Annotated in this window: 27 protein-coding genes; 18 read left to right on the forward strand and 9 right to left on the reverse strand. The window is 59.6% G+C overall.

Going from position 1 to position 23,803, the window contains the following annotated elements; all coding sequences use genetic code 11:
• The first annotated feature begins 240 nt into the window (after positions 1 to 240).
• Positions 241 to 531, forward strand: a complete 291-nt coding sequence (locus PL599_RS05180) for an ArsR/SmtB family transcription factor (protein ID WP_137411041.1) — start codon at positions 241 to 243, stop codon at positions 529 to 531.
• A gap of 122 nt (positions 532 to 653) precedes the next feature.
• Positions 654 to 1,766 carry an alkene reductase gene (locus PL599_RS05185; RefSeq protein ID WP_077983076.1) on the forward strand — a complete coding sequence of 371 codons (1,113 nt, stop codon included), beginning with the start codon at positions 654 to 656 and terminating at the stop codon, positions 1,764 to 1,766.
• A gap of 54 nt (positions 1,767 to 1,820) precedes the next feature.
• Here PL599_RS05185 and PL599_RS05190 read toward each other — a convergent pair whose 3' ends face one another.
• Together PL599_RS05190 and PL599_RS05195 are read right to left on the reverse strand one after the other, a co-directional pair.
• The gene (locus PL599_RS05190) at positions 1,821 to 2,210 is read right to left on the reverse strand and encodes a DUF6220 domain-containing protein (RefSeq protein ID WP_077983075.1); all 390 of its coding nucleotides are present in this window, start codon (positions 2,208 to 2,210) and stop codon (positions 1,821 to 1,823) included.
• Positions 2,210 to 3,247: an NAD-dependent epimerase/dehydratase family protein gene (locus tag PL599_RS05195; protein WP_269823757.1), complete on the reverse strand. Its 1,038-nt coding sequence runs from the start codon at positions 3,245 to 3,247 to the stop codon at positions 2,210 to 2,212. The genes PL599_RS05190 and PL599_RS05195 overlap by 1 nt, the downstream gene beginning before the upstream one ends.
• 88 nt (positions 3,248 to 3,335) lie before the next feature.
• On the opposite strand from PL599_RS05195, the gene PL599_RS05200 reads away from it, so the two are divergent.
• Complete coding sequence (locus PL599_RS05200; protein WP_077983073.1) at positions 3,336 to 4,280, forward strand: LysR family transcriptional regulator; 945 nt, start codon at positions 3,336 to 3,338, stop codon at positions 4,278 to 4,280.
• Between the two features lie 58 nt (positions 4,281 to 4,338).
• Here PL599_RS05200 and PL599_RS05205 read toward each other — a convergent pair whose 3' ends face one another.
• Entirely contained in the window at positions 4,339 to 4,605 is a 267-nt protein-coding gene (locus tag PL599_RS05205) for a DUF2188 domain-containing protein (RefSeq protein ID WP_077983072.1), read from the reverse strand.
• 194 nt (positions 4,606 to 4,799) lie between these two features.
• Here PL599_RS05205 and PL599_RS05210 point away from each other — a divergent pair, with 194 nt between their 5' ends.
• Positions 4,800 to 5,906 carry a calcium:proton antiporter gene (locus PL599_RS05210; RefSeq protein ID WP_269823758.1) on the forward strand — a complete coding sequence of 369 codons (1,107 nt, stop codon included), beginning with the start codon at positions 4,800 to 4,802 and terminating at the stop codon, positions 5,904 to 5,906.
• Between the two features lie 58 nt (positions 5,907 to 5,964).
• On the opposite strand, the gene PL599_RS05215 is transcribed toward PL599_RS05210, so the two are convergent.
• Positions 5,965 to 7,167, reverse strand: a complete 1,203-nt coding sequence (locus PL599_RS05215) for a pyridoxal phosphate-dependent aminotransferase (RefSeq protein ID WP_077983070.1) — start codon at positions 7,165 to 7,167, stop codon at positions 5,965 to 5,967.
• Positions 7,168 to 7,378: 211 nt separating this feature from the next.
• Here PL599_RS05215 and PL599_RS05220 point away from each other — a divergent pair, with 211 nt between their 5' ends.
• From PL599_RS05220 to PL599_RS05235, 4 genes are all read left to right on the forward strand, one after another.
• The gene (locus PL599_RS05220; RefSeq protein ID WP_269823759.1) at positions 7,379 to 8,305 is read left to right on the forward strand and encodes an EAL domain-containing protein; all 927 of its coding nucleotides are present in this window, start codon (positions 7,379 to 7,381) and stop codon (positions 8,303 to 8,305) included.
• Positions 8,306 to 8,451: 146 nt separating this feature from the next.
• Positions 8,452 to 8,763, forward strand: coding sequence for a hypothetical protein (locus PL599_RS05225; RefSeq protein ID WP_077983068.1), 312 nt, complete (start codon positions 8,452 to 8,454; stop codon positions 8,761 to 8,763).
• 151 nt (positions 8,764 to 8,914) lie between these two features.
• A complete protein-coding gene (locus PL599_RS05230; RefSeq protein ID WP_077983067.1) occupies positions 8,915 to 9,817 on the forward strand; it encodes a DMT family transporter in 903 nt (300 codons plus the stop codon).
• A gap of 445 nt (positions 9,818 to 10,262) precedes the next feature.
• The gene (locus PL599_RS05235; RefSeq protein ID WP_003494703.1) at positions 10,263 to 10,478 is read left to right on the forward strand and encodes a cold-shock protein; all 216 of its coding nucleotides are present in this window, start codon (positions 10,263 to 10,265) and stop codon (positions 10,476 to 10,478) included.
• Positions 10,479 to 10,630: 152 nt separating this feature from the next.
• On the opposite strand, the gene PL599_RS05240 is transcribed toward PL599_RS05235, so the two are convergent.
• The gene (locus PL599_RS05240; protein WP_080790175.1) at positions 10,631 to 11,275 is read right to left on the reverse strand and encodes an MBL fold metallo-hydrolase; all 645 of its coding nucleotides are present in this window, start codon (positions 11,273 to 11,275) and stop codon (positions 10,631 to 10,633) included.
• A gap of 231 nt (positions 11,276 to 11,506) precedes the next feature.
• Here PL599_RS05240 and PL599_RS05245 point away from each other — a divergent pair, with 231 nt between their 5' ends.
• The 4 genes from PL599_RS05245 (at position 11,507) to PL599_RS05260 (ending at position 14,974) form a co-directional block, all read left to right on the forward strand.
• Positions 11,507 to 12,106, forward strand: coding sequence for a DUF1236 domain-containing protein (locus PL599_RS05245; RefSeq protein ID WP_142911723.1), 600 nt, complete (start codon positions 11,507 to 11,509; stop codon positions 12,104 to 12,106).
• A 240-nt stretch (positions 12,107 to 12,346) separates the two neighbouring features.
• Entirely contained in the window at positions 12,347 to 12,847 is a 501-nt protein-coding gene (locus PL599_RS05250; RefSeq protein WP_077983063.1) for a MarR family winged helix-turn-helix transcriptional regulator, read from the forward strand.
• 2 nt (positions 12,848 to 12,849) lie between these two features.
• Complete coding sequence (locus tag PL599_RS05255) at positions 12,850 to 13,563, forward strand: response regulator (protein ID WP_077983101.1); 714 nt, start codon at positions 12,850 to 12,852, stop codon at positions 13,561 to 13,563.
• 31 nt (positions 13,564 to 13,594) lie between these two features.
• Positions 13,595 to 14,974: an ATP-binding protein gene (locus PL599_RS05260; protein ID WP_077983062.1), complete on the forward strand. Its 1,380-nt coding sequence runs from the start codon at positions 13,595 to 13,597 to the stop codon at positions 14,972 to 14,974.
• A 15-nt stretch (positions 14,975 to 14,989) separates the two neighbouring features.
• Here PL599_RS05260 and PL599_RS05265 read toward each other — a convergent pair whose 3' ends face one another.
• The 4 genes from PL599_RS05265 to PL599_RS05280 all read right to left on the reverse strand — a co-directional run bounded on the left by PL599_RS05265 (position 14,990) and on the right by PL599_RS05280 (position 17,354).
• Positions 14,990 to 15,331 carry a tRNA-binding protein gene (locus PL599_RS05265; protein ID WP_003522868.1) on the reverse strand — a complete coding sequence of 114 codons (342 nt, stop codon included), beginning with the start codon at positions 15,329 to 15,331 and terminating at the stop codon, positions 14,990 to 14,992.
• A gap of 12 nt (positions 15,332 to 15,343) precedes the next feature.
• A complete protein-coding gene (gene proC, locus PL599_RS05270; protein ID WP_142911724.1) occupies positions 15,344 to 16,162 on the reverse strand; it encodes a pyrroline-5-carboxylate reductase in 819 nt (272 codons plus the stop codon).
• A 1-nt stretch (position 16,163) separates the two neighbouring features.
• A complete protein-coding gene (locus PL599_RS05275; protein ID WP_052818067.1) occupies positions 16,164 to 16,664 on the reverse strand; it encodes a YbjN domain-containing protein in 501 nt (166 codons plus the stop codon).
• A gap of 426 nt (positions 16,665 to 17,090) precedes the next feature.
• Positions 17,091 to 17,354: an accessory factor UbiK family protein gene (locus PL599_RS05280; RefSeq protein WP_271358930.1), complete on the reverse strand. Its 264-nt coding sequence runs from the start codon at positions 17,352 to 17,354 to the stop codon at positions 17,091 to 17,093.
• Between the two features lie 310 nt (positions 17,355 to 17,664).
• On the opposite strand from PL599_RS05280, the gene lgt reads away from it, so the two are divergent.
• The 6 genes from lgt to PL599_RS05310 all read left to right on the forward strand — a co-directional run bounded on the left by lgt (position 17,665) and on the right by PL599_RS05310 (position 23,668).
• Positions 17,665 to 18,477 carry a prolipoprotein diacylglyceryl transferase gene (lgt, locus tag PL599_RS05285; RefSeq protein WP_162520317.1) on the forward strand — a complete coding sequence of 271 codons (813 nt, stop codon included), beginning with the start codon at positions 17,665 to 17,667 and terminating at the stop codon, positions 18,475 to 18,477.
• A 15-nt stretch (positions 18,478 to 18,492) separates the two neighbouring features.
• A complete protein-coding gene (locus PL599_RS05290; protein WP_142911726.1) occupies positions 18,493 to 19,593 on the forward strand; it encodes a class I SAM-dependent methyltransferase in 1,101 nt (366 codons plus the stop codon).
• Between the two features lie 150 nt (positions 19,594 to 19,743).
• On the forward strand, positions 19,744 to 20,538 hold the full coding sequence (gene pgeF, locus PL599_RS05295) for a peptidoglycan editing factor PgeF (RefSeq protein ID WP_077983058.1): 795 nt from the start codon (positions 19,744 to 19,746) through the stop codon (positions 20,536 to 20,538).
• A 1-nt stretch (position 20,539) separates the two neighbouring features.
• Positions 20,540 to 21,691 (forward strand): M24 family metallopeptidase, encoded by a 1,152-nt coding sequence (locus PL599_RS05300; RefSeq protein WP_080790155.1) that lies wholly within the window; start codon positions 20,540 to 20,542, stop codon positions 21,689 to 21,691.
• An 89-nt stretch (positions 21,692 to 21,780) separates the two neighbouring features.
• Entirely contained in the window at positions 21,781 to 22,515 is a 735-nt protein-coding gene (locus PL599_RS05305) for a hypothetical protein (RefSeq protein ID WP_269823762.1), read from the forward strand.
• A 220-nt stretch (positions 22,516 to 22,735) separates the two neighbouring features.
• A complete protein-coding gene (locus PL599_RS05310; RefSeq protein ID WP_010972147.1) occupies positions 22,736 to 23,668 on the forward strand; it encodes a ribose-phosphate pyrophosphokinase in 933 nt (310 codons plus the stop codon).
• Positions 23,669 to 23,803 lie beyond the last annotated feature (135 nt).

A 23,803-nucleotide genomic window follows, 5' to 3' on the forward strand; every position in this document is an offset into this window, starting at 1 on the left:
CCTTGTTTTGCATTGTTCCCACACCCATATCTTAGTTGGCTGTCACGTTCGCCCAAGGCACGCGACAGCTGTTCCCCTCTGGAGGTTTTTGACCTTCAAACTTGTCAGGCCGCGGAGAGATCCAGCGGCCTTCTTTTTTGGAACAGCCTTTTCGTCCCCGCAACGTTCACAGAGACGTGACTTGTATATCGATAATGATCGATATATATATCGGTCATGTCAGATATTAAAGAAGCACCGATGAACCCGGAGGAAGTCCTCAAGGCCCTTTCACACCCGGCACGGCTGAAATTCCTGGAATGGCTGAAAAACCCTGAAAATCACTTCTGCCAGGAGCATCCGCTCAGCATGGGGGTGTGCGCCAACCAGTTTCAGATCAGCGGCCTGTCGCAATCCACCGTCTCGTCGCATCTGGCGGTGTTGCAGGCAGCCGGCCTCATCCGGTCGAAAAAAGTTGGGCAATGGGTGTTTTTCGAGCGGAACGAAGAAACCATCGATGCCTTCCGCCATTATCTGCAAGCCAATCTCTGAGCCTCCCAAGCTTTGAGCCCCGGGGTGCCGGACCGGAGACCGCAGCGGTTTTCACGCCGGCACCCGAAAAACAAAGCGCGTCCACCGCGCAATTTCGCCAACCGACCAGAAAGTGAAGTCGCATGACCAGTCTTTTCGAACCGGCACAGGCCGGCGATATCGTGCTCGCCAACCGTATCGTCATGGCTCCCCTCACCCGCAACCGTTCGCCGGGCGCCATTCCCAACAATCTCAACGCTACCTATTACGAGCAGCGCGCCACGGCCGGGCTGATCGTCACCGAAGGCACGCCGATTTCCCAGCAGGGCCAGGGCTACGCAGACGTTCCCGGCCTTTACAAGCGGGAGGCGATCGACGGCTGGAAGAAGATCACCGACGGCGTGCATTCTGCCGGCGGCAAGATCGTTGCGCAGATCTGGCATGTGGGCCGCATTTCCCACGTCTCACTACAGCCGCATGGCGGCCAGCCGGTTGCTCCTTCCGCCATTCCGGCGAAGTCGAAGACCTATATCATCAATGATGACGGCACCGGCGCCTTTGCCGAAACCTCCGAGCCGCGCGCGCTCACCATCGACGATATCGGTCTCATTCTCGAGGATTACCGCAGCGGCGCACGCGCAGCACTGGAAGCCGGTTTCGATGGTGTCGAAATCCATGCCGCCAACGGTTACCTGATCGAGCAGTTCCTGAAATCCAGCACCAACCAGCGCACGGATGATTATGGCGGCTCTATTGAAAACCGCGCCCGCTTCCTGCTGGAAGTTGTCGATGCGGTTGCGGAGGAGATCGGCGCCGGCCGCACTGGCATCCGTCTTTCCCCCGTTACCCCGGCCAACGATATTTTCGAGGCCGACCCGCAGCCGCTCTACAATTACGTGGTGGAACAGCTCGGCAAGCGCAATCTCGCCTTCATCCATGTCGTTGAAGGCGCAACCGGCGGCCCGCGCGATTTCAAGCAGGGCGACAAGCCTTTCGATTACGCAGCCTTCAAGGCGGCTTATCGCAATGCCGGCGGCAAGGGCTTGTGGATTGCCAATAATGGTTATGACCGCGAGAGCGCCATCCAAGCCGTGGAGAGCGGCAAGGTCGATGCCGTCGCCTTCGGCAAGGCCTTCATCGCCAATCCGGATCTGGTCCGCCGCTTCAAGGACAACGCGCCCTTGAATGAACCGAACCAGCCGACCTTCTATGGCGGCGGGGCCGAGGGTTACACTGACTACCCGGCGCTCGCCTGATAAAGGATAAAACAAAGACGCCGCATTGCCTGAAAGCGATGCGGCGTTTTTCTCTCAGCACGGACTTCGCGCCTGCCGCGCGGCGAAGTCGGAAAACGCGCCCATGACAAAAGCGTTGGGCACATGCAGCGCCTGCAGAAAACCATTGCCCGTTTCCCTGCCAATGCTCATCAGCGCCACCTGAAAACAATAGAGACCGAGCAGGACCAGCGCGCGGCCAAGATTGGGCCGCAACTCGTCGTATCGCAGAGCGAGGATTACCAGTGACAGGATCGGAACCGAAATCAGGAGACCGAGCCCCTTGTGCAGCGAAATCAGCGATCCGTCATAATAGATAGATAGCCCGGCCAGCAGCACCTGCGCGAAAATGAGTAACGGCACACTTGCCGAGATCACGACAAACAGGCGACGCCAAACCGACACCCCAATCCCGACCGTCGCCATCACACCCTGCCCCCGGCATCGACCGGTTGAGCAAGGCTCGCCGCACCCTGCCTTTGCTCGAGGCAGCCGAGGCTCGCCAATGTCGTCGATATCGCGACATCGATCGGTGTTCTGGGCTCCGTTCCGAGGAAATCCGTAAGCTTGCGATTGCTCATCCGGATCGGCATATGCCAGAGATATTGCATTTCCAGTACTTCACGGAACAGGGGAACGAAGGGCGCGGCCAATTTGATGCCCGCCCAAGACAGCCTCCGCCTCTTGACCGGATGACCGACAACCCGCTCGATGGCTTCAACCAGTTGCAGCCCGTCGAAATCCCAGAAACCCTCCATGTGATAGACGGCAAAAGCCGGTAGCTCATCTGCCCGGTCCAGCAGCCGACCGATCGTCTCCGCCACGTCAGGCAGATAGGCCCATTGGTGTCCTGCATGAGGGGCAGCCGGATTCTGGACGCTGCGAACCGGCTTTCCGGGCTTCACCAGCATCTGCGAAAACCAGTTGTTTCTGGCATCCGGCCCAAAAAAATCCCCCGCCCGAACAATCAGCACCGGCACGCCACGCATCGACGCCATTTTCAGCCGCCGCTCCATCTCCGCACGCAACGCGCCCTTGCGCGTAAACGGCGTTTGCGGGCTCTCTTCGGTCAGCAGCGGAAAGGCGTCCGAACCGAAATTATAGACCGTACCGGGAAAGACTATCCTGGCGCCGCAGCTTTCGGCGGCGGCGATCGTGTTGTCCAGCATCGGCACGACCTGCTTCTCCCAATCGCTATAGCCGGGAGGATTAACCGCATGGACGATGAGCTGAGCGCCCTGCGCCGCCTTGAGAACATCCTGCCGGTCCATCGCATCGCCTGTCACGAATTCGATGTCGCCAGCGACTTCAGACGCTGGCTTTCGGTGAGTCATCGCCCTTAACCGCCAGCCCCTTTGCAGCAGCATTCGCGAAACCTGGCCACCGACGCCGCCGTTCACTCCCAAGACGAGAGCCAGAGACCGCCGATCCTGCACTGCACTTGCATCGTTCTCGATTGACATTGTCATACTCCTTTGTGTGTCTGGAGTATCGACCCGATGTGCGATATACGAAATTGTCGAAATCAGTGGAGCGGCTATACAAAATATTATGACGAAGAACCGCGATATCAGCTGGGATTTCTACCGCACCTTCCTCAGCGTGCTGAGCGACGGTTCATTGTCTGCCGCCGCCCGCGAGCTTGGCATCACCCAGCCGACGGCGGGACGCCATATCGGTGCGCTGGAGGAGGCCGTTGGTTTTCCGCTGTTCATCCGCTCGCCCCACGGGTTGATGCCGACGGAAGCAGCACTTGCGCTCCGTCCCTATGCGGAAAATCTGGCAGCGACGACCGCCGCCCTTATGCGCGCCGCCTCCGGCGAAGTCGGCAAGATCGAAGGCACGGTGCGCATCAGCGCATCCGATATCATCGGTGTGGAAATGCTGCCGCCGATCATAACCGCCATGCAGGAGGTTCACCCGCGGCTTGAAATCGAGCTTTCGCTATCCGATACGCTGGAAGACCTTTTAAGGCGCGAGGCGGATATCGCCATTCGCATGACCGAACCGCTGCAGGATGCAATCGTCATGCGTTACATCGGCAATTTCCGCCTGGGATTTCACGCGACGCGCGACTATCTGGCAAGAGCCGGCGCCCCGGCGAGCATGGAAGATCTGAACCGCCACCGGATGGTCGGTTTCGACCGCAAGACGCCCTTTATCCGAGCGGCCATCCAGCGAATGCGCTCGCTTGACCCCGAAATACCCGATATTGAAGAAATTTCCTTCGAAATCCGCGCCGACAGCAATCTCGCCCAGCTTGCCATGATCCGCGCCAGCGCGGGCATCGGCGTCTGCCAGATCGGCCTTGCACGCAAGGACCCACGGCTGGTTCAGGTTCTCCCAAACATAGATATCCCGCTCCACACCTGGGTCGCGATGCACGAAAACCTCAAGACCTCGCCGCGATGCCGTGCCGTCTTCAGCGCCCTCGTCGAAGGCCTCAAGGGTCATCTTAAGGAAACCGACCCAAGTGCTCCGCCCAAACGGCGCTAGTGCCGAACAACTCTCGGCGAAGTGATCCCGGCTTTGCTGGAAATCCACGGATCGCGCATCAAAACGGTCTGGCCTGCTGCGTCGTCTTGTCGACCACCTCGGCTTCCGGCCGGTCGCCGCCCTGGCTGTATTCTTCATGCCAATGGCCGCTCTCATCCTGATAGCTGATTTCCTCGTCATCGCCGCCCACCTGCTGTTCGGCAGCAACAATACGCGCAGCCTCACGGGCATCGGCATAGGTGGGAAACGTCTCGGAATAAGCGCCGTTCATGCGGTAGGCGAAGCCTCCGTCATGTTCGACGATCTCGTACACCACTTTGGTCATGCATGGTCCTCCTGTATCGGTAGGCGACATGGCAACCACAACCGCGTTTCAAGCATTGCACCCGATGGGACAGCGCGGCATGAGCAGCATGTCCTGCGACACCACTATCCTACCAAAAGCATTCAAGCGCAAATCCTGCTTGATCTGAAAGACGATACGTCACAGCCTGAGCCGATCAGGGGGAAAGGAAATCAATGGCGGGTTCTATTCTGAAACAGGAGCGGATGCTCTTGCTGGCTATACCGGCGGCAATCCTCGCCTATCTGGCCGAACATACAATATTCGAAGCTGGAAAGACGGCGGCGCTGATTGCCGCGATAGCGCTGATCGGGCTCATCGTCCTCGTCTCGATGCGGGTTGCCCATCACGCCGAAATCCTTGCCACCAAGGTCGGCGATCCTTACGGTACCATGATACTGACGTTGTCGGCCGTCGCGGTAGAAGTGCTGATCCTCGCCATCATCATGAGCGAGTCCGCTTCGCCCACTCTGGTGCGGGATACGATTTACTCCGCCGTGATGATCGACATCAACGGCATTCTGGGTCTTGCAGCACTTCTCGGCGGTCTTCGCCACGGCGAGCAGCCCTATAATGACGATTCCGGCAAGACCTATGGCGTAATGATCCTCACCGCCATGGGTATTTCGATGATCGTGCCGGAATTCATTCCCAAGGAAAGCTGGCATGTCTACTCCGCCTTCACCATCGTCGCGATGATCGCGCTTTATGCGCTCTTCCTCAAAATGCAGGTTGGCCCGCACAGCTATTTCTTCAGCTATGCCTATCCCCGGAAGGCACATCCGGCCGGCCAGACATCCGACGGCCACGCGGAAGAGGAGGACGAAGGCAGCGTGCCCCTTTCCATCGGTCTCATCGTCGCTGGCGTGGTGTTGATCGGCGTATTGGCGGAATTCATGTCGACCTTCCTGAGCGAAAGCCTTGAGGGCACAAGCGCGCCGCCAGCGCTGATGGCGGTGGTGGTGGCCACGATCTCGGCATCGCCGGAAATCCTCACCGCGCTCCGCTCCGCCTTGCGCAACCGCATGCAGGCCGTGGTCAATATCGCCATGGGCGCATCCCTGTCGACGGTCATCCTCACCGTGCCCGTCATGGAGGGCATCGCGCTCTATACCGGTCAGCCCTTCATCATGGCGATGACACCGGTTCAGACCGTCATGGTCTTCATCACCCTCATCGCCGCCGCCATCAATCTCAATGACGGCGAAACCAACGCGATCGAGGGAATGACGCACTTCATTCTCTTCGCCACCTTCATCATGCTGCTGTTTCTGGGGCTTTGACCAAAACGAAAAAAGCCCGGCGTCGCTGCCGGGCTTCTTCATTTGAGATCACAACCGATCAGCGGCAATCGGCACAGAAGCGCTGAATGCGCTTGCATGCCTCTTCCAGCAGCGCTTCGGACGTGGCGTAGGAGATGCGGAAGTTCGGGCCGAGGCCGAAAGCCGATCCCTGCACGACGGCGACACCTTCGGCTTCCAGAAGCTCGGACACGAAATCCGTATCGGTCTCGATGACCTTGCCCGACGGCGCGGTCTTGCCGATCAGGCCGGCGCAGGACGGGTAAACGTAGAATGCGCCTTCAGGCGCCGGGCAGCTGATGCCCTTGGCCTGGTTGAGCATGGAGACAACGAGGTCGCGGCGGCCTTCGAAGATCTTCTTGTTTTCCGGAATGAAATCCTGCGTACCGTTCAGCGCTTCGACAGCGGCCCACTGTGCAATCGAGCTTGCGCCCGAGGTCTGCTGGCCCTGGATCATGTCCATGGCCTTGATCAGCGGCAGCGGGCCAGCGGCGTAACCGATACGCCAGCCGGTCATGGCATAGGCCTTGGAAACGCCGTTCATGGTCAGCGTGCGGTCATAGAGCGAAGGCTCGACTTCCACCGGGGTGACGAATTTGAAATCGCCATAGGTCAGATGCTCGTACATGTCGTCCGTCAGCACCCAGACATGCGGATGCTTGACCAGCACGTCCGTCAGCGCTTTCAGCTCGTCATGCGAATAGGCCGCGCCCGACGGGTTGGACGGCGAGTTGAACACGAACCACTTGGTCTTCGGCGTGATCGCCTTTTCCAGCGCTTCCGGCTTCAGCTTGAAATTGTCTTCCAGCGTGGCGTTAACGAAAACCGGCGTACCGCCGCAGATCGCCACCATTTCCGGATAGCTGACCCAGTAGGGCGCGGGAATGACGACTTCATCGCCCGGGTTCAGCGTGGCCATGAAGGCGTTGAAGAGAATCTGCTTGCCGCCGGTGCCGACAATCGTCTGCTCCGGCTTGTAGTCCAGGCCGTTTTCACGCTTGAACTTGTCGGCAATGGCCTTGCGCAGTTCCGGAATACCCGAAACCGGCGTGTATTTCGTTTCGCCGCGCTTGATGGCGTCGATGGCCGCTTCCTTGATGTTTTCGGGCGTATCGAAATCCGGCTCGCCGGCGCCAAGGCTGATCACATCGCGGCCCTTCGCTTTCAGCTCACGGGCTTTCTGGGTAACGGCGATGGTGGCGGATGGCTTTACGCGGGAGAGAATGTCGGCAAGGAAGGCCATTTTTAATCGGTCCTATTGGGGTTGACATCAGCAGAGGTTGGAAAACTTGTCATCTGCGGCATTTTCTATGTCGAAAGACAGGCCTTCTTTCAAGGTCAAAAGCCGGCTTATGTGCCGCAGCGGAGAATTTAAACCTTCCTTAACCCGGAAGTAACGCTTGATACGCTACATTGGCGAGCCTAGGGGTCGTGTCTCTATAGCTGGTTGAAAAATGGCGCCCAAAAGCATCTTTTCCAGTCTTGTCCGCGAGGTCGATGGCACATGGTCCACGGCCTATCGCACCTTCAACCTGAAATCGGCCCTGCAGCCGATTTTCCGCCGCACGGCAAGTGGCAGGCTCGACATCGATTCCTTCGAAGGTCTGGTGCGGCCGCACCGCAACGGCGAGCCGGTGACGCCAGGTGAATTCTTCTCGCTTGTGGCGTCTGAAGACATCGAAAATATCGATAGCATCCTGCGCACGATCCACATTCTCAACACCGGCAGGCTCAACCGGTCCCGCGCCCGCATCTTCGTCAATTTCCATCCGGGCCTGTTCCAGACGCCGGCCAAGATGCGCCAGGAAGTGGAGCGCATGCGTCTTGCCGCTCACGAGGCGGGCATGACGGCGGAGCGCATCGTCTGCGAAATCTCCGAGAAAAAAGCCTCCGACACGCAGATGGTCGCTGACTTCGCCTATCACATGCACGATATCGGCTTTCGCGTCGCGCTCGATGATTATGGCGCCGGCGATTCCGACATTGACCGGGTAAAGCTCATCAAGCCGGACTATGTGAAATTCGAAGCAGGCTGGGTGCGCGATTTCATGCAGAATTCAGCGGGCGCCGCCCTTCTGCGCGTCATCGTCAGCCAGTTTCGCGCCGATGGCATAGAGCCGGTCTTCGAGGGATTGGAAGCAGCATGGCAGGTCGATCTGTGCGAGGAACTCGGCGTCCTGCTGATGCAGGGCTACGTGCTGGCAAAGCCCGAACTTGCCCCCACCAGTTTCGACGCGCGTTTCCCGGAACTCGGCAGTGAATATCTCACCCCGCCCCGGGCGGAGAGGGGTCCTGCGCCACCGGCATTTTTCGGGGAAGAACGCCCGGCCGAGCCGCATCCGCTGCGCCAGACCCGAACCTTCGGAAAACGTCGCCTCTGACGCCATGGGCGACCAAACGGCTTCCATATCAGGCTTAGCCACAATATTGCCGCAATAAATACCGCAGAACGCCAGAATTCCGTCTCCAAGCCGTCCATTTCGAAGCCTCTCTTATCCTTTAAGAACAGGGACAAGAGGCGATAGCCATGTTTACCAACGATCGGACTTCCGTTGAAAGGTTAAGGGCGCAGAGAACGCTGTTTTCCCTCTGGATGGCCGTTGCGGCTTTTCTCGTCATCGTCACCATGGCCGCCGGCATAGCAACCTCGGCGAACGCCGCCACGCAGGCGGTCGATACACTGCATACGTCCGCCATCCCGCAGGTAGCCGCGACCACGCAGGCCGGGCCTCATATCCTGCTCATTGTCCTTTCGGCCGCAGCCTTCATCGGCCTTGGCGTCGGCGGCCTGATGCTCACCCGGCGCAGCCTGAAGGATGAGGCCCGCCGCTATAAATAAGCGGCCCTCCCCTCGACTTGCGGCCTCGGCATGTTGCTGCTAAAGCAGCCGGAAACAATCGTCCGCTTCGCGGATCGATATTTCAAAATTCCCCTGTTTGCCACGGCCGCGACTGAATGATCTTCCGGCCCTGCTGTGCTGGTGCCAAATAATGACGCGTATTCAGGCCAATATGCTGCTTCTGCTCGCCGCAGCAATCTGGGGCGGCGGCTTTGTCGCGCAATCCTCCGCCATGGCCTCGATCGGCCCTTTCTGGTTCGTCGGCCTGCGTTTCGCCATCGCCGCCATCGCCGTGCTGCCCTTCGCGCTCATGGAAACACGATCGCTGAAATCGCCGCCGCGCCGGCGCGAAATCGGCAGTTTCATCCTCGTGGGACTTGCCCTGTTCGGCGGGGCCACCACCCAGCAGGTCGGGCTTCTGACCACGACCGTCACCAATTCCAGCTTCCTGACCGGGCTTTACGTCATCTTCGTACCCGTGATCGCCGTCGTGCTTTACCGCCGCCATCCCCACTGGATCGTCTGGCCAGGCGCGCTGATGATGTTGGGCGGCATATTCCTCCTCTCCGGCGGCGCTTTCGAGGCGCTGACCACGGGCGATATTCTCAGCATCATCTGCGCCTTCTTCTGGGCGATCCAGATCACGCTGGCCGGGCGCTTCGTCTCCGAAAGCGGAAGGCCGCTCGTGCTTTCCTGCACCCAGTTCGCCGTTTGCTCCCTTCTTAGTTGCATGATCGGTGTCGTGTTCGAACCGATCAGCATGGCCTCCATCGAAGCATCGCTGGCGGAAATCCTCTATGTCGGCCTCGTCTCCTCCGGCCTCGCCTTTGTGCTGCAGGTCATCGGCCAACGTTACACTACTGCCCCGCAGGCCGCGATATTCCTGTCATCGGAGGCGCTTTTCGGCGCTTTGCTGGCCTCGATTTTCCTGAATGAAACCATTTCCGGCGCCGGCTATGTCGGCTGTCTGATCATATTCGTCGCGATCCTGATCGTCGAACTGGTGCCGGAACTGACGCGAAAACGGCAAAAATCCATGGCCGGAGCGGCCTGACGTAAAAAGAACTCATTTTTCTCATCCCGCCCCTAAATCCGGGCGTTGCACTCAAATTTTGTCGCAAAATCCTGCGGAGAACGGCTTTTATTTCATCGATTATCACTTCTGCGGAAAAATTATGCGATTACGCGCCGTTATTCTACCGCAGGTTTTTTATCTGACAAAAAGCCCGTGAAAACTTTTGCTTGCCAATTTTCGATAAACGCATCACTCTACCGCGGTTCGGGCAATTTGCGAGCATGGGAAGGCCTATAAATTTGCGCACTGGGGACGCTATAAACCTCAGGCGGTGGGACGAAAAACGTTGGATGAGAACGCCATTACTTCCCGCTGCGAAGGTCCTTTTTCTCAATAGTCAAAAACTGCCTGCCAACGCCCACGCGGGGCAAAACTGTAATGCTGCCTGTAGCTGAACGCGGGCAGAGCGAAAAGGACCTGATGCATGGCCGAAACTGGCACCGTAAAATTCTTCAATACAGACAAAGGCTTTGGCTTCATCAAGCCAGATAATGGTGGCGCTGATATCTTTGTTCACATCTCTGCCGTACAGGCTTCCGGCCTGTCCGGACTTTCAGAAAATCAGAAAGTGAGCTTCGACACGGAACCGGATCGTCGCGGCAAGGGGCCGAAGGCAGTCAATCTGCAGATTGCTGGCTGACCCTAAAACGGCTTTCTTTTCTAGTTGAAGCCCGGCAGGAATGCCGGGTTTTTTTGTGCGGTCCCGCAGGCCTTTGAGCATTTCCAGGAAAAGTGGAATTCGGTTTTCCGTCCGGAAAGGCGCCAAAACAAAGAGTTCTAATAGGCCGGCGCTCAGAGCCCTTTAAGATAGGGGTTGGTGAGCCGTTCCTCACCCAGCCGTCCTCCCGGGCCGTGGCCGCAGATGAAACCGACATCGTCGCCCAGCGGCAGGAGCTTGTCCCGAATGGACGCCATCAATTGCTCGTGGTTTCCGCCCGGCAGGTCCGTGCGCCCCACCGATCCCGAAAACAGCACATCGCCGACATGGGCAAAGTTCTGGTCGCGGTTGTAATAGATGACGTGGCCGGGCGCGTGGCCCGGACAATGATAGACTTCGAAGACGTGGTCCCCGAAAGATACCCTATCGCCGTCCTTGAGCCATTTGTCGGGCGCGACATTCCGAAGGCCGCTAACGCCGTATTTTTCGGCCTGCGCCTCAATCCTTTCGAGCAATGGGCGGTCGTCCTCATGCGGCCCGATGACCGGTAGCGACAGCTTTTCACGCAGTTCGTCAGCACCGCCGGCATGATCGAGATGCCCATGCGTCAGCCAGATCTCCTTCAGCGTGACGCCGTTTTCAGCGACGACCTGGAGAATGACGTCCACATCCCCACCGGGATCGACAACGACGCCCTCCTTGGTGTCCTGATCGAACAGGATAGTGCAATTCTGCTCGAATGGCGTAACCGGAATAATGCCCGCCTGCAACTTTCCCATATCCTGCGTCTCCTGTCTGAAAGCTCCCGCCTCCTATAGCCCGCGACCGGTTACGGCACAATGGCGACAGGTGACGCCCATTTTCAGCCCACCAATTCGTTAAGAAAATCCCTATGCCATACAGGCAGATAGCACGAACACGCCCTGTCTGTAGGCATCATCTCGTCGAAAAATGTGGAACGCCCGGATGGTTGCGACGTTGTAGCACCAGTCTTGAAAGGAGTGAGACACATGGACAAGACGCTTAAAATGCTGATCGCTGGTGGCGCCTTTGCCTTGATGGCAGGCTATGCAAATGCCGCCATGGTCGCAACAACCGCCTCGGATATTTCTGTTCGTTCCGGCCCCGGTGAGGATTATCCCGAAATCGGCCTTGCCACGCGTGGCAGCAACGCCGTGCTTGATGGCTGCATGGATGGCAGCAGTTGGTGCCGCATCGAGGTGAACGGCCTGCGCGGCTGGGCTCATGCGGATTACCTGAACGTGATGTATGAAGGTTCGCCCGTCATTCTGAAGGAACGCCGCGCGGAACTGAGCGTGCCGGTCGTAACCTATGAAAAGACCTCAAGCGTTCAGGCGGAGCCTAACCCCGGCGACCCGAACCTTGGCCGTGTCGGTGAAGTCGATCCGCCGCAGTCGGTCATTACCTATATTGATGAACACCCTGCCGATACCGTCACCTATGACGGCGATATTGCCATAGGTAGCGTCCTGCCGGCCGATACCCGCCTTGTGGAGGTCCCTGACTATCAGTACCGCTATGTCCGGGTGAATGACGTGCCTGTTCTCGTAGAACCTTCGACCCGTCGTATTGTCTACGTTTACCAGTAACATCGTCATTACGACAAAAAATGAAGGAGAGCGCGGAGTTTCCGCGCTCTTTTCTATTTCAGGTAAGTGTCACTCAGGATTCCAGTTGCACCCGCACCCGCGCCATATTATCCACCGCAACAGAAAATGATCGGCGGCATTCTCCCGAGCGGACGCATTTTCGGCTATGTTTACAGAATATTGGCGCATCGACGCCTGTCAGCCTATGATCAGACAGCCGCAGGATATGAAGGAACCGCAGTGCCACCGCAATCGCTCAAAACCGCCGCCTCCAGGCAAACACCGGCACTCCCGAAGGTTGACGACGGCAAGATCGACTTCGACACGATCGAGGCGCTGTTTTTCGCCTATCGCGATTTCGTCTCCGATCCCGATGTCATTTTATCGAAACTGGAATATGGGCGGGCCCATCACCGGGTCGTCTATTTCGTCAGCCGGCAGCCGGGCATGACGGTGGCGGATTTGCTCGATACGCTGCAGATCACCAAGCAGAGCCTTGCCCGTGTGCTGAAGCAATTGATCGACGACGGTTACATTCGCCAGATGGCAGGTCCGGAAGATCGCCGTCAGCGCAGGCTTTACCCCACGCTGACGGGCCGCGAACTGGCGCTGGCGCTGAGCGAGCCGCAATCGCGCCGCATCGACCGCGCGCTGGAAGGTCTCGGGCCGGACGCCCGCGCCTGCGTGCGCAAATTCCTGGCGCAGATGCGCAGCCCGACGACGACCGTGGAGGACGAGTGACGATGGCGCAAGCACCGACAAAACGTCCACCGGCGGATGACGATGCGGCCCATCTCTTGATCGTTGACGACGACGCCCGCATTCGCGATCTCCTGCAGCGTTTTCTGGGCGACAAGGGCTATCGCATTTCCGTGGCGGCCGATGCGGCCGAAGCCCGGCGCAAAATGATGGGCATCCGTTTCGACCTGCTCATCCTCGACGTGATGATGCCGGGCGAGAACGGGCTTTCGCTCACCCGCTCGCTGAACGAGAACAAATCCGTGCCGGTCATCCTTCTGACCGCCCGTTCGGAGGCGGATTCGCGCATCGCCGGGCTGGAGGCGGGAGCGGACGATTATCTCGCCAAACCCTTCGACCCGCGCGAACTCGTCCTGCGCATTAACAATATCCTGCGGCGCAATACCTCGCCCGATACCCCCAAGATCGAACAGATCATGTTTGGTCCCTACAGCTTCTCCATCCCCAAGAAGGAATTGCGGCGCGGCCCCGAAACAATCCGCCTGACGGATCGCGAGCAGGAGATCATGCTGCTTTTTGCGCTGCGCGCCGGCGATACCATTCCCCGCCATGAGCTGGTGGAAGCGGAATCGGAAGTGGGCGAAAGAACCATCGACGTGCAGATCAACCGTCTTCGCCGCAAGATCGAGGACGACCCTGCCAATCCTGTCTATCTGCAAACGGTGCGCGGCATCGGTTACCGCCTGAGCGTGGACTGACGAGCAACCAACGAAGGGCGAACGCACGGTCATGGCGAGCCTCGATTTTCTGAGCACGGTCAAAAAAAGCGGCGTGGCCAGGGCCTGGCGCCTTTCCGGCAGGTGGTTGCGCCATTGGCTGCCCACCGGCCTTTACACACGCTCTCTGCTCATCATCATCCTGCCGATGATCTTGCTTCAGGGCGTGGTCGCTGCGGTCTTCATGGAGCGGCATTGGCAGCTGGTAACGGAACGCCTCTCCTCCGCCGTGACGCGCGATATCGCCGCGATCATTGAGCTTTTGCAAACGGACCCGGAGGAAGACGACTATCAGCGCGTCATCCGCATTGCCCGCGACAAGCTGGGGCTGAGCGTCTATATCGAACCGAAGGCGGATCTGCCTGCTCCAAGACCGGAACCGCTGTTTTCCATTCTCGACAGAATCCTGGCAGATCAACTCACCCAGCAGATCGGCAGGCCTTTCTGGATCGACACTTATGGCAACGGTTCGCTTGTGGAAATCCGCGTACAGCTGGAAGACAAGACACTGCGCGTCTTTACCAGCCGCAGCGCGGCCTATGCCTCGAACACACATATCTTCCTTGTCTGGATGGTCGGCGCATCGCTGGTGCTGATCGCCATTTCGATCCTGTTCCTGCGTGGCCAGATCAAGCCGATCGAAGCCCTTGCCAAGGCGGCCGAAAACTTTGGCAGGGGCCAGAAGATCAGCGGTTATTCCCCGCGCGGCGCGGACGAGGTGCGGCGCGCCGGCCTCGCCTTCATCCTGATGCGCGAGCGTATCGAGCGGCAGATGGAGCAGCGCACCGCCATGCTGAACGGCGTCAGCCACGATCTGCGCACCATTCTCACCCGTTTCAAGCTGCAACTGGCGCTCGCAGGCGAAAATCCCGATCTCGAGGGGCTCGACAAGGATGTCGAAGACATGCAGTCGATGCTGGAGGCCTATCTGACCTTCGCCCGTACCGATGTCGAAGAGGATGTCGGCACGCTGGAGCTTCCAGCCCTTCTTGAAAAAATCGGTCATGATTTCGAGCTGCACGGCAAGAAATTCAGCTACGAACTCTATAATATCGAGAGGATCATCGCGCGGCCCAATGCGCTGTCCCGGCTTGTCGCCAATCTGGCGGAAAATGCAAGGCGCTACGCCAGTAATCTCCACATCGATATCCGCAAGGCGCCGCGTTCCATCATCATGACATTTGACGATGACGGGCCGGGCATACCGGAGAATTCACGCGAGGATGTGTTCAAGCCGTTCTTCCGGCTGGACGAAGCGCGCAACCTCAATGCTTCGGGCACCGGCCTTGGCCTCTCCATCGTTCGCGACATCGCTCGCAGCCATGGCGGCGACGTGTCGCTGGATGAAAGTCCGATGGGCGGCTTGCGGGTAATCGTCAAAATTCCGGCTTAGCGGCAAACGCACCGGTCAGCACATTTTCTCGCCGTTCGGCACCGGTCGCTCAACGGCGGCAAGCACGATATCGCCATTCGCATCGGCAAAACCGAGCGTCAGGACCTCGGACCGGAAAGGACCGATCTGGCGCGGTGGAAAATTCACCACGCCCAGAACCTGCCGGCCGACAAGGCTTTCCAGCGTATAATGCACCGTGATCTGCGCCGACGACTTCTTGACGCCGATCTCCGGCCCGAAATCGATCTTCACCTTGAAAGCAGGCTTGCGCGCTTCGGGAAAAGGCTCTGCCTCGATGATGGTGCCGACGCGGATATCGACCTTCTCGAAATCGGCATAGGAAATTTCACCGCTCATGACCTTGCCCCTTCAGCCCGCCAGCTCTTCGGCGCGGGCTTTTGCGGCAGCGACCGCCCGGTCGAAAAGGGGCTGCATGCCGTCATCGGCCATCAACACGGAGAGCGCCGCAGCCGTGGTGCCGCCCGGCGAGGTCACATTCTGGCGCAGGCGCGCCGCCTCGTCGGAGGACTGATGCAGCAGCTCGCCAGCGCCGGCCACGGTTTCGCGCGCCAGACGCATGGCCACATCCGCTGGCAGACCGGCCTTGCGGCCGGCTTCGGCCATGCATTCCACTAGATAAAAGACATAGGCAGGGCCGCTACCCGAAACCGCAGTCACCGCGTCGATATCGCTTTCGGCATCCACCCATTCGACCGGGCCGCTGACTTTCAGCAGCCCGTCCACCACCGTTTTAAGCTCCGGCGTCACCAGTTCGTTGGCATAGGCACCCGTGACGCCACGGCCGACCATGGCCGGTGTGTTGGGCATGGCCCGCACGGCGGCAACCCTGCCGAAATGCGAAACGAACGTCCCGATGGTCGTGCCCGCCGCGATCGAAACAACGACAGTATCCGCGCCGAGCAGGGGTTTCAGCGAGGGCAGCACGGCTTCCATCATCTGCGGCTTCACCGCCACGAAAAGAATACCGGCTTTCACGCCCTCGGGCACGCTTTCGCTGTGGGCAGCTCCGGCTTCCGCAATCGTCGTCCGCATGGCATCGGAAGGGCGCGGATCGATGACCATGACCTGCGATCCCGGCACACCTTTTTTCAGCCAGCCTGAAAGCAGAGCGCCGCCCATATTGCCGGCGCCCACCAGGACGAGCGGCCCGGAAGCCTTATACGCCATCTTACGCTTCTCCGACGGTCTCGAACATGACCGCTTCGATTGCACTTTTTGCATCCAGCCCAGACCAGACGACGAACTGGAATGCCTGATAATATTGTTCGCAGGCCTCCAGCGCGCTGGAAAGCAGCACTTCCACCTGCTGGTTGTTCGGCTCGGCGCCGCCCGCCAGAAGCAGGGATTGGCGGAAGATCACCACATCTTCCTGGCGCCACAGATCGAAATGCCCCATCAGCACCTGACCGTTGACCTGAGAAAGCAGACGAATGACTTCGTTGACCCGCTGGTCCGGCACCTTGATGTCGAAGGCGCAGGCAAGATGCAGCGCTTCGAAATCCTCCATCCACGCAAAGGAAACGTGGTAGTCGGCCCAGTGGCCTGCCACAGTCATGGCAATCTCGTCTTCGCCCGACCGCTCGAAAGACCAGTCATTCGAGGCAGCGACAATCTCGATCATGTCGACTGGATTGGACTGACGCTCAATTTCAAATTCTATCAGACTCATGCGGCACCTTCTCAGCCGGTAGGGATGTCCTGTTTTGAACGCCGGGCACAAAACGCACATACAAACCGGGATAAACATTTGAGACGATTGCCCGACACCACCAGAATTACGCATTGACCCTGTCTGGAGCTTACCGGTCTTTTCGAATCATCATTTAAAATCAGTGTATAATGGCCGAGTCCTGCTGCCACCCCTTCCCCGCCATTTTTGCCTTTTGAACAGTGGATATCTCCTCCCCCATCACCTCAGGCGAGAGTCTTAAGCGACTCTGCCGATTGTGTTTTTTGGAAGTGTCCACAGGCCCAAAAAATTCGCGTCCGAGCACGACTTTCGGCAACCGGAGGTCAAGTCGGCCAAAGGGAGCCGAAAAACAAAAAGCCCCGGAATCGCCTGCGATCCGGGGCTTCTGAGAAAAGTGATGAAAAATCAGTCCTTGGCGGCCGAAAGCTTTGTTTCGAGAGCCTCGATGCGGGCGCGCAGCGCGTCGTTTTCATCCCGCGCCAGGATGGCCATCTCGCGGACCGCGTCGAATTCCTCACGGCGGACGACATCCAGGTTGTTCAGCCAGCGATCCGCCTGCGCGTGAAACGCCGCTTCGGCTTCCTTGCGCACACCCTGCGCGGCACCTGCCGCATCGGTCATCAGCTTGGCGAATTCATCCAGAAAACGGTTGGTGCCTGTCGTGCTCATGGCGCTCATCCTTCGTCGGTTCAGGGGCATCGTCTTGCCCGCTGTTGCTAGCCTTCAGGTAGGCACTCCATCGCCGCCTTGCAAGCGAAATCGAAAAATCACAAGAGCTTGCGTGACCCACGGTATCTTGAGCCGGAGCTTAAAGAATCACCTTGACCGCCGCCATCGCAATCGCCATTTTCCTTGGCGTCAGGGAGACCGGTGAGCATCATCGCCCGGCCCCTTGAGACAATGGCTCGTTCCGTTGTCCTCCCAACAACGATGACGGAATATATACGGATTGATAGCCGCTCCCACCCAACTCGCCATCATGCCCTTCCCCAATATCGATCCGGTGGCACTGTCCCTCGGCCCGCTCTCGATCCACTGGTACGGCATCGCCTATGTCGCCGGCATCATGCTCGGCTGGTTCTACGCCCGCCGCCTCGCCCGTACGGATCGGCTGTGGCCGAACGAAACGTCGCCGATCTCGGCGCAGCATCTTGACGATTTCATCCTCTGGGCAGCCGGCGGTATCGTGCTCGGCGGCCGCATCGGTTACATTCTGTTTTACGATCTCGCCGCTGTCGCTGCCAATCCCGTCAGGGCGTTCGAGATCTGGAACGGCGGCATGTCTTTCCATGGCGGCCTGATCGGCACCACCATCGCCATGATCCTTTTCGCCCGCAAGAACGGCATTCCGGTCTGGAGCATGTTCGACGTCGTCGCGGCCGTAGCCCCCATCGGTCTGCTGTTCGGCCGCATCGCCAATTTCATCAATGGCGAATTGTGGGGCCGCATTGCCGATGTGCCATGGGCGGTGGTCTTCCCGACCGGCGGCCCCTTTGCGCGGCACCCGAGCCAGCTTTATGAAGCGGGCCTCGAAGGGCTCGTGCTCGTCATCGTTCTTGCAATCGCCATCTATGCCTTCAGGGCGCTGAAGACGCCCGGCACCGTCACCGGTATTTTCGTCTGCGGTTACGCGCTGTCACGCATCTTCGTGGAATTTTTCCGCGAACCGGACGCCCAGATCGGTTATCTCGCCGGCAACTGGCTGACCATGGGCATGGTGCTCTCCACCCCGATGTTCGCCCTCGGCCTCTGGGCGGTCCTGCGGGCTCGCCGTGCGACAAAAAGCGCCTAAACGGTATGATTGCCCATGACGACACCGCTTGCGCAACGTATTAAATCACTTATCCGGCTCAACGGTCCGCTCAGCGTTACCGACTATTTTTCGCTCTGCCTCGCCGATCCTGAACACGGTTATTACAAGAGTCGCGAACCCTTCGGTCGCTCGGGTGATTTCATCACCGCGCCAGAAGTCAGCCAGCTTTTCGGCGAAATGCTCGGGGTCTTCGTGGTGCATGCCTGGCAACGGCATGGCGCTCCCGCACAAACGCAGCTGGTGGAAATCGGCCCCGGCCGCGGCACCATGATGTCGGATATGCTGCGCGTCATCCGCCGCATCGCACCGCCGCTCTATGCGACGATGCGAGTGCATCTGGTCGAAACCAGTCCCCGCCTTTCCGCCATCCAGAAGGAAACGCTGGCCGAACATTCAGGTCGGCTGACATGGCATGACAGTTTCGACAATGTGCCGGATGGTTTCCTGCTGCTTGTCGCCAACGAACTCTTTGACGCCATTCCCATCCGTCAATTCGTCAGGACACCGCAGGGTTTTCGCGAGCGCGTGGTCAACCTCGATGCCAATGACGAACTCGTCTTCTCAACGGGCCTTGCCAGCATAGACCCGTCCCTGCTGCCGCCGCAGCCCGAACGGCAGCCACTCGGCACCATATTCGAGATTTCGCCGGCCCGCGAGGCAGTGATGACCGCGATCTGCCAGCGCCTCTCCGCCCATGGCGGCACGGCGCTCGCCATTGATTACGGCCATCTGGTTGCCGGTTATGGCGATACGCTGCAGGCCATGCGCAACCATGCCTTCGACCCGGCGCTTGCGCATCCCGGCGAAGCCGATCTGACCAGCCATGTCGATTTCGAAAGCCTCGTGAAAACAGCGGAAGCGACCGGCGTTCACGTCAACGGCGCGCTGCGACAGGGCGATTTCCTATATGGCCTCGGCCTCAAGGAACGGGCAGGCGCGCTTGCCGCCAAGGCGACGCCCGACCAGACGCTTGAAATTGCCGAAGCGGTCAATCGCCTCGCCGGCGAAGGCGCCGGCAAGATGGGGGAACTTTTCAAGGTCATCGCCGTTTCAAGTCCCGCGCTTCACCTTTTGCCGTTTCGAGCGGTGGATTGACAGCGCAATGGCCTCTGGGCCAACATCGCCGCGACACACGAAGCAGGCACACTGCATCACATCGCCGCGCAATGCCGCGGCAACAGGAAACATCTCGCTTAACCCTATTCCACTGGCCAACAGCGACATTCTCCAAGGAATTCCCACACCATGCAGAACGCAACGCTGCCGCTCCCGCTCCAGTCCCCCTTGCTCGCCGCGTCAGGCGAAAACCGTGTCCGCCACGGTTTCTTCACCCGGCAGGGCGGCGTCTCGGAAGGGCTTTATCAGGGCCTCAATGTCGGCCTCGGCTCCCATGACGAACCCGAAAAAGTGCAGGAAAACCGCCGGCGCGTAACGCAATGGTTCGGCCTGCCGCCGGGGCGCCTCGCCACCGTGCATCAGGTCCACTCCCCCGACGTCGTCGTTGTCGATGACAATTACGACGGCAGCCGTCCACAGGCCGACGCGATGGTCACGGCAACCCCCGGTTTCGTGCTGGGCGTGCTGAGCGCCGATTGCGGACCGATCCTGTTTGCGGATGCGGAAGCAGGCGTCGTGGGTGCAGCCCATGCCGGCTGGAAGGGCGCGCTCTTCGGCGTGCTCGAAAACACCATTGAGGCCATGACGAAGCTCGGCGCCAGCCGGGAGCGCATCGCTGCCTCGCTTGGCCCGTCTATCAGCCAGGACAATTATGAGGTCGGGCCGGAATATGTGGCGCGCTTCACCGATATCGATCCGGCCTACGCGGATTATTTCGCCGGGACGGAAAGGCAAGGCCACGCATTGTTCGACCTCAAGCAATTCACCGTCGACCGGCTGGCGAAAGCCGGCGTGAAGACGGAAAACCTCGGCCTCTGCACCTATCCCGACGAACATCGCTTCTATTCCTACCGCCGCACCACCCACCGCGCCGAACCCGATTACGGGCGGCAGATTTCCGCAATCGCAATTCTGGAGGACTGACATGGCCCTGCATTTCGAGCTTTCGGAATTCGATGCCCGCCGCGAGCGTCTGCTCGCGAAAATGGCCGAGGAGAAGCTGGACGCCCTGCTGCTTTTTGCGCAGGAGAGCATGTATTGGCTGACCGGCTACGACACGTTCGGCTACTGCTTCTTCCAGACGCTGGTGGTGAAATCGGACGGCTCCATGACGCTTCTGACCCGCTCGGCGGATCTGCGCCAGGCGCGCAATACCTCCATCATCGAGAATATCCAGATCTGGGCCGACCGGCCCAATGCCGACCCGACGCTCGACCTCAAGAACCTGCTGAGCGATCTTGACCTTTTGGGTGCAAAGATCGGCGTCGAATACGACACACACGGCATGACCGGCCGCGTCGCCCGCCTGCTGGACAACCAGCTCGCCAGCTTTTGCCAGATGAGCGACGCTTCCTATTTGGTCAGCACCCTGCGGCTGGTCAAAAGCCCCGCCGAGATCGCCCATGCGCGCAAGGCAGGCCAACTGGCCGATGCCGCGCTCGACGCGGCGCTTCCGCTCATCAGGCCCGGCGCGGACGAGGCCGCGATCCTGGCAGCGATGCAGGGAGCGGTTCTGGCCGGCGGCGGCGATTACCCCGCCAATGAATTCATCGTCGGTTCCGGCGCGGATGCGCTGCTGTGCCGCTACAAGGCCGGCCGCCGCAGGCTCGACGCCAAAGACCAGCTGACGCTGGAATGGGCCGGCGTCAGCGCCCATTACCATGCCGCCATGATGCGCACGGTGGTGATCGGCGAACAGGATTTCCGCCAGAAGGAGCTTTACAGCGCCTGCCTGCAAAACCTCACCGCCATCGAAGAGGTGCTGCGACCGGGCAAGACCTTCGGCGATGTCTTCGACGTGCATGCCCGCGTGATGGATGAACGTGGATTGACGCGCCATCGGCTGAACTCCTGCGGTTATTCGCTGGGCGCGCGCTTCTCGCCATCCTGGATGGAGCATCAGATGTTCCATACCGGCAATCCGCAGGAGATCACCGCCGACATGACGCTCTTCGTGCATATGATCGTGATGGATTCGGATTCCGGTACGGCCATGACGCTCGGCCAGACCTATCTCACCACCGACGGCGCGCCGGAGCCGCTCTCGCGCCACAACCTCGATCTTCTCACAGCTTAAATCGCCGCCGGGTTTGACAGAGCGGGAAGACCGCCCTTACATTGCGCCACCTTGGGCAAGAAGGAGCGGAACATGAGAGGGAAAATCGCATGAGCCGGATGGGGTTTACCCCCCTTTTTCCAGCCATCATTGTTCCAGCGATGATGCTGGCCCTGTCAGGCTGCAATACGACGGAAGCGCTGACACCACAGGTGGATGTCGGCCATAACACCTCGCAATCGACACCCGTAACGCAGGGCGACCTCGACCAGATGGCCGCCGCCGCTGACCGCGCCCCCGCTGGCGCTCCGGCAACCGCGACATCCGTTCCTGCCTACGCACCGCAGAACTCGTTGCAGGCGCAGGCGCAAGCCCTGTCCAATGGCAGCCAATATGGCGAACCGCTTCGCCAGAGCCAGACCGCCGCCGCTCAACCCGCACCCGCACAGCAGACGGCGTTACTTGCGCCTGCGACCTCCGGTAATTCCATCCGCTTCCTGCCGATCATCGGTGCACCGGTTCAGGCGGTCACGCCGCTGTCGCGCCAGCTCGGGGCCGAAGCACGGGCGAAGGGGCTGACCATCCGGGCCTCCAACGACAATTCGGCTGAAAACATCCTGAAGGGATATTTCTCCGCCTTTGCCGATGGCGGCAAGGTCAACATCGTTTACGTCTGGGACATTCTGGACGCCAATGGTGTGCGGCTGCACCGCCTGCAGGGACAGGAAAGCGTCGTAGCAAAAGGCAGCGATCCATGGGCCGCCGTGACCGACAGGGTCATGCAGGATATCGCTGCAAAAACGCTGGGTGAGTATACGTCATGGAAGCAGTCTCAACGCGGATGAGGTGAAACGGCGGGAGAAGTCACAGAGATTTCACGAAAATCATTGCGAAAGCGCGGAGTCCTCTTGCAATCGGAAGCAACAGCGCTATTAAGGCGCGCATGGCAACAAGGCGTATCCGGCAAAGGCTTTTCAGCCGGATGTTCCTCCCCTTGAACGACGCTTGGTTACGGTGGATTGAGCCCCGTAATGCAAGGCGATGGCATGGAAACAGGCGGCCGCAATGAAGGTTTTCGCAGGCAATTCGAACCGGCACCTTGCCGAAGCGATCTGCAAGTATCTGAACGTTCCTCTCGGAAATGCCACTGTAAAGCGGTTTGCTGACCAGGAAATATTCGTAGAAATCAGCGAGAACGTGCGCGGCGAGGACGTTTTCATCGTCCAGTCCACCTCCTTCCCGGCAAATGATCATCTGATGGAACTGCTCATCATGATCGATGCCATGCGCCGCTCCTCGGCAAAACGTATCACCGCGGTGCTGCCCTATTTCGGTTATGCCCGCCAGGATCGCAAGGCAGGCCCCCGCACCCCGATTTCCGCCAAGCTCGTCGCCAATCTGATCACCGAAGCCGGCGCCGACCGCGTTCTCACCCTCGATCTGCATGCTGGCCAGATCCAGGGCTTTTTCGACATCCCCACCGACAATCTCTTCGCAGCGCCCATTCTCGCCCGCGACGTGAAGGACCATTACGACACCAACAATGTCATGGTGGTTTCACCTGACGTCGGCGGCGTGGTGCGCGCCCGTGCCCTGTCGAAGCGTCTCGACTGTCTTCTGGCCATCGTCGACAAGCGCCGTGACCGTCCCGGCGAATCCGAGGTCATGAACGTCATCGGCGACGTCTCCGGCAAGGATTGTATCCTCATCGACGACATCATCGATTCCGGCGGCACGCTCTGCAATGCCGCAGAAGCCCTGTTGAAAAAGGGCGCGACCAGCGTTACCGCCTATATCACCCACGGTGTACTTTCCGGCGGCGCGGTTGCCCGCGTTGCCTCCTCGAAGCTGCGCGAACTCGTCATCACCGACAGCATCCAGCCGACCACCGGTGTCCAGTCCGCGCACAATATCCGCGTGGTCAGCACCGCCGGCCTGCTCGGCGAGGCGATCAACCGCACCGCGCAGGAACAGTCGGTATCCGGCCTGTTCGACTGAGAAGCTGCGGCAAACCTCGGCAATCATTCTGCGGCCTGGCGAATTGCCGCCCGGTTCAGATTTCCGGGCAGGCTGCGGTCCATCTCGAAATCGCTGGTTCCCTCGACGTCATCCTCGGCCCTGTGCCGAGGATCT

Origin of the sequence: Agrobacterium sp. ST15.16.055 (assembly GCF_027956555.1) — a bacterium.
Classification (GTDB): domain Bacteria; phylum Pseudomonadota; class Alphaproteobacteria; order Rhizobiales; family Rhizobiaceae; genus Agrobacterium; species Agrobacterium salinitolerans.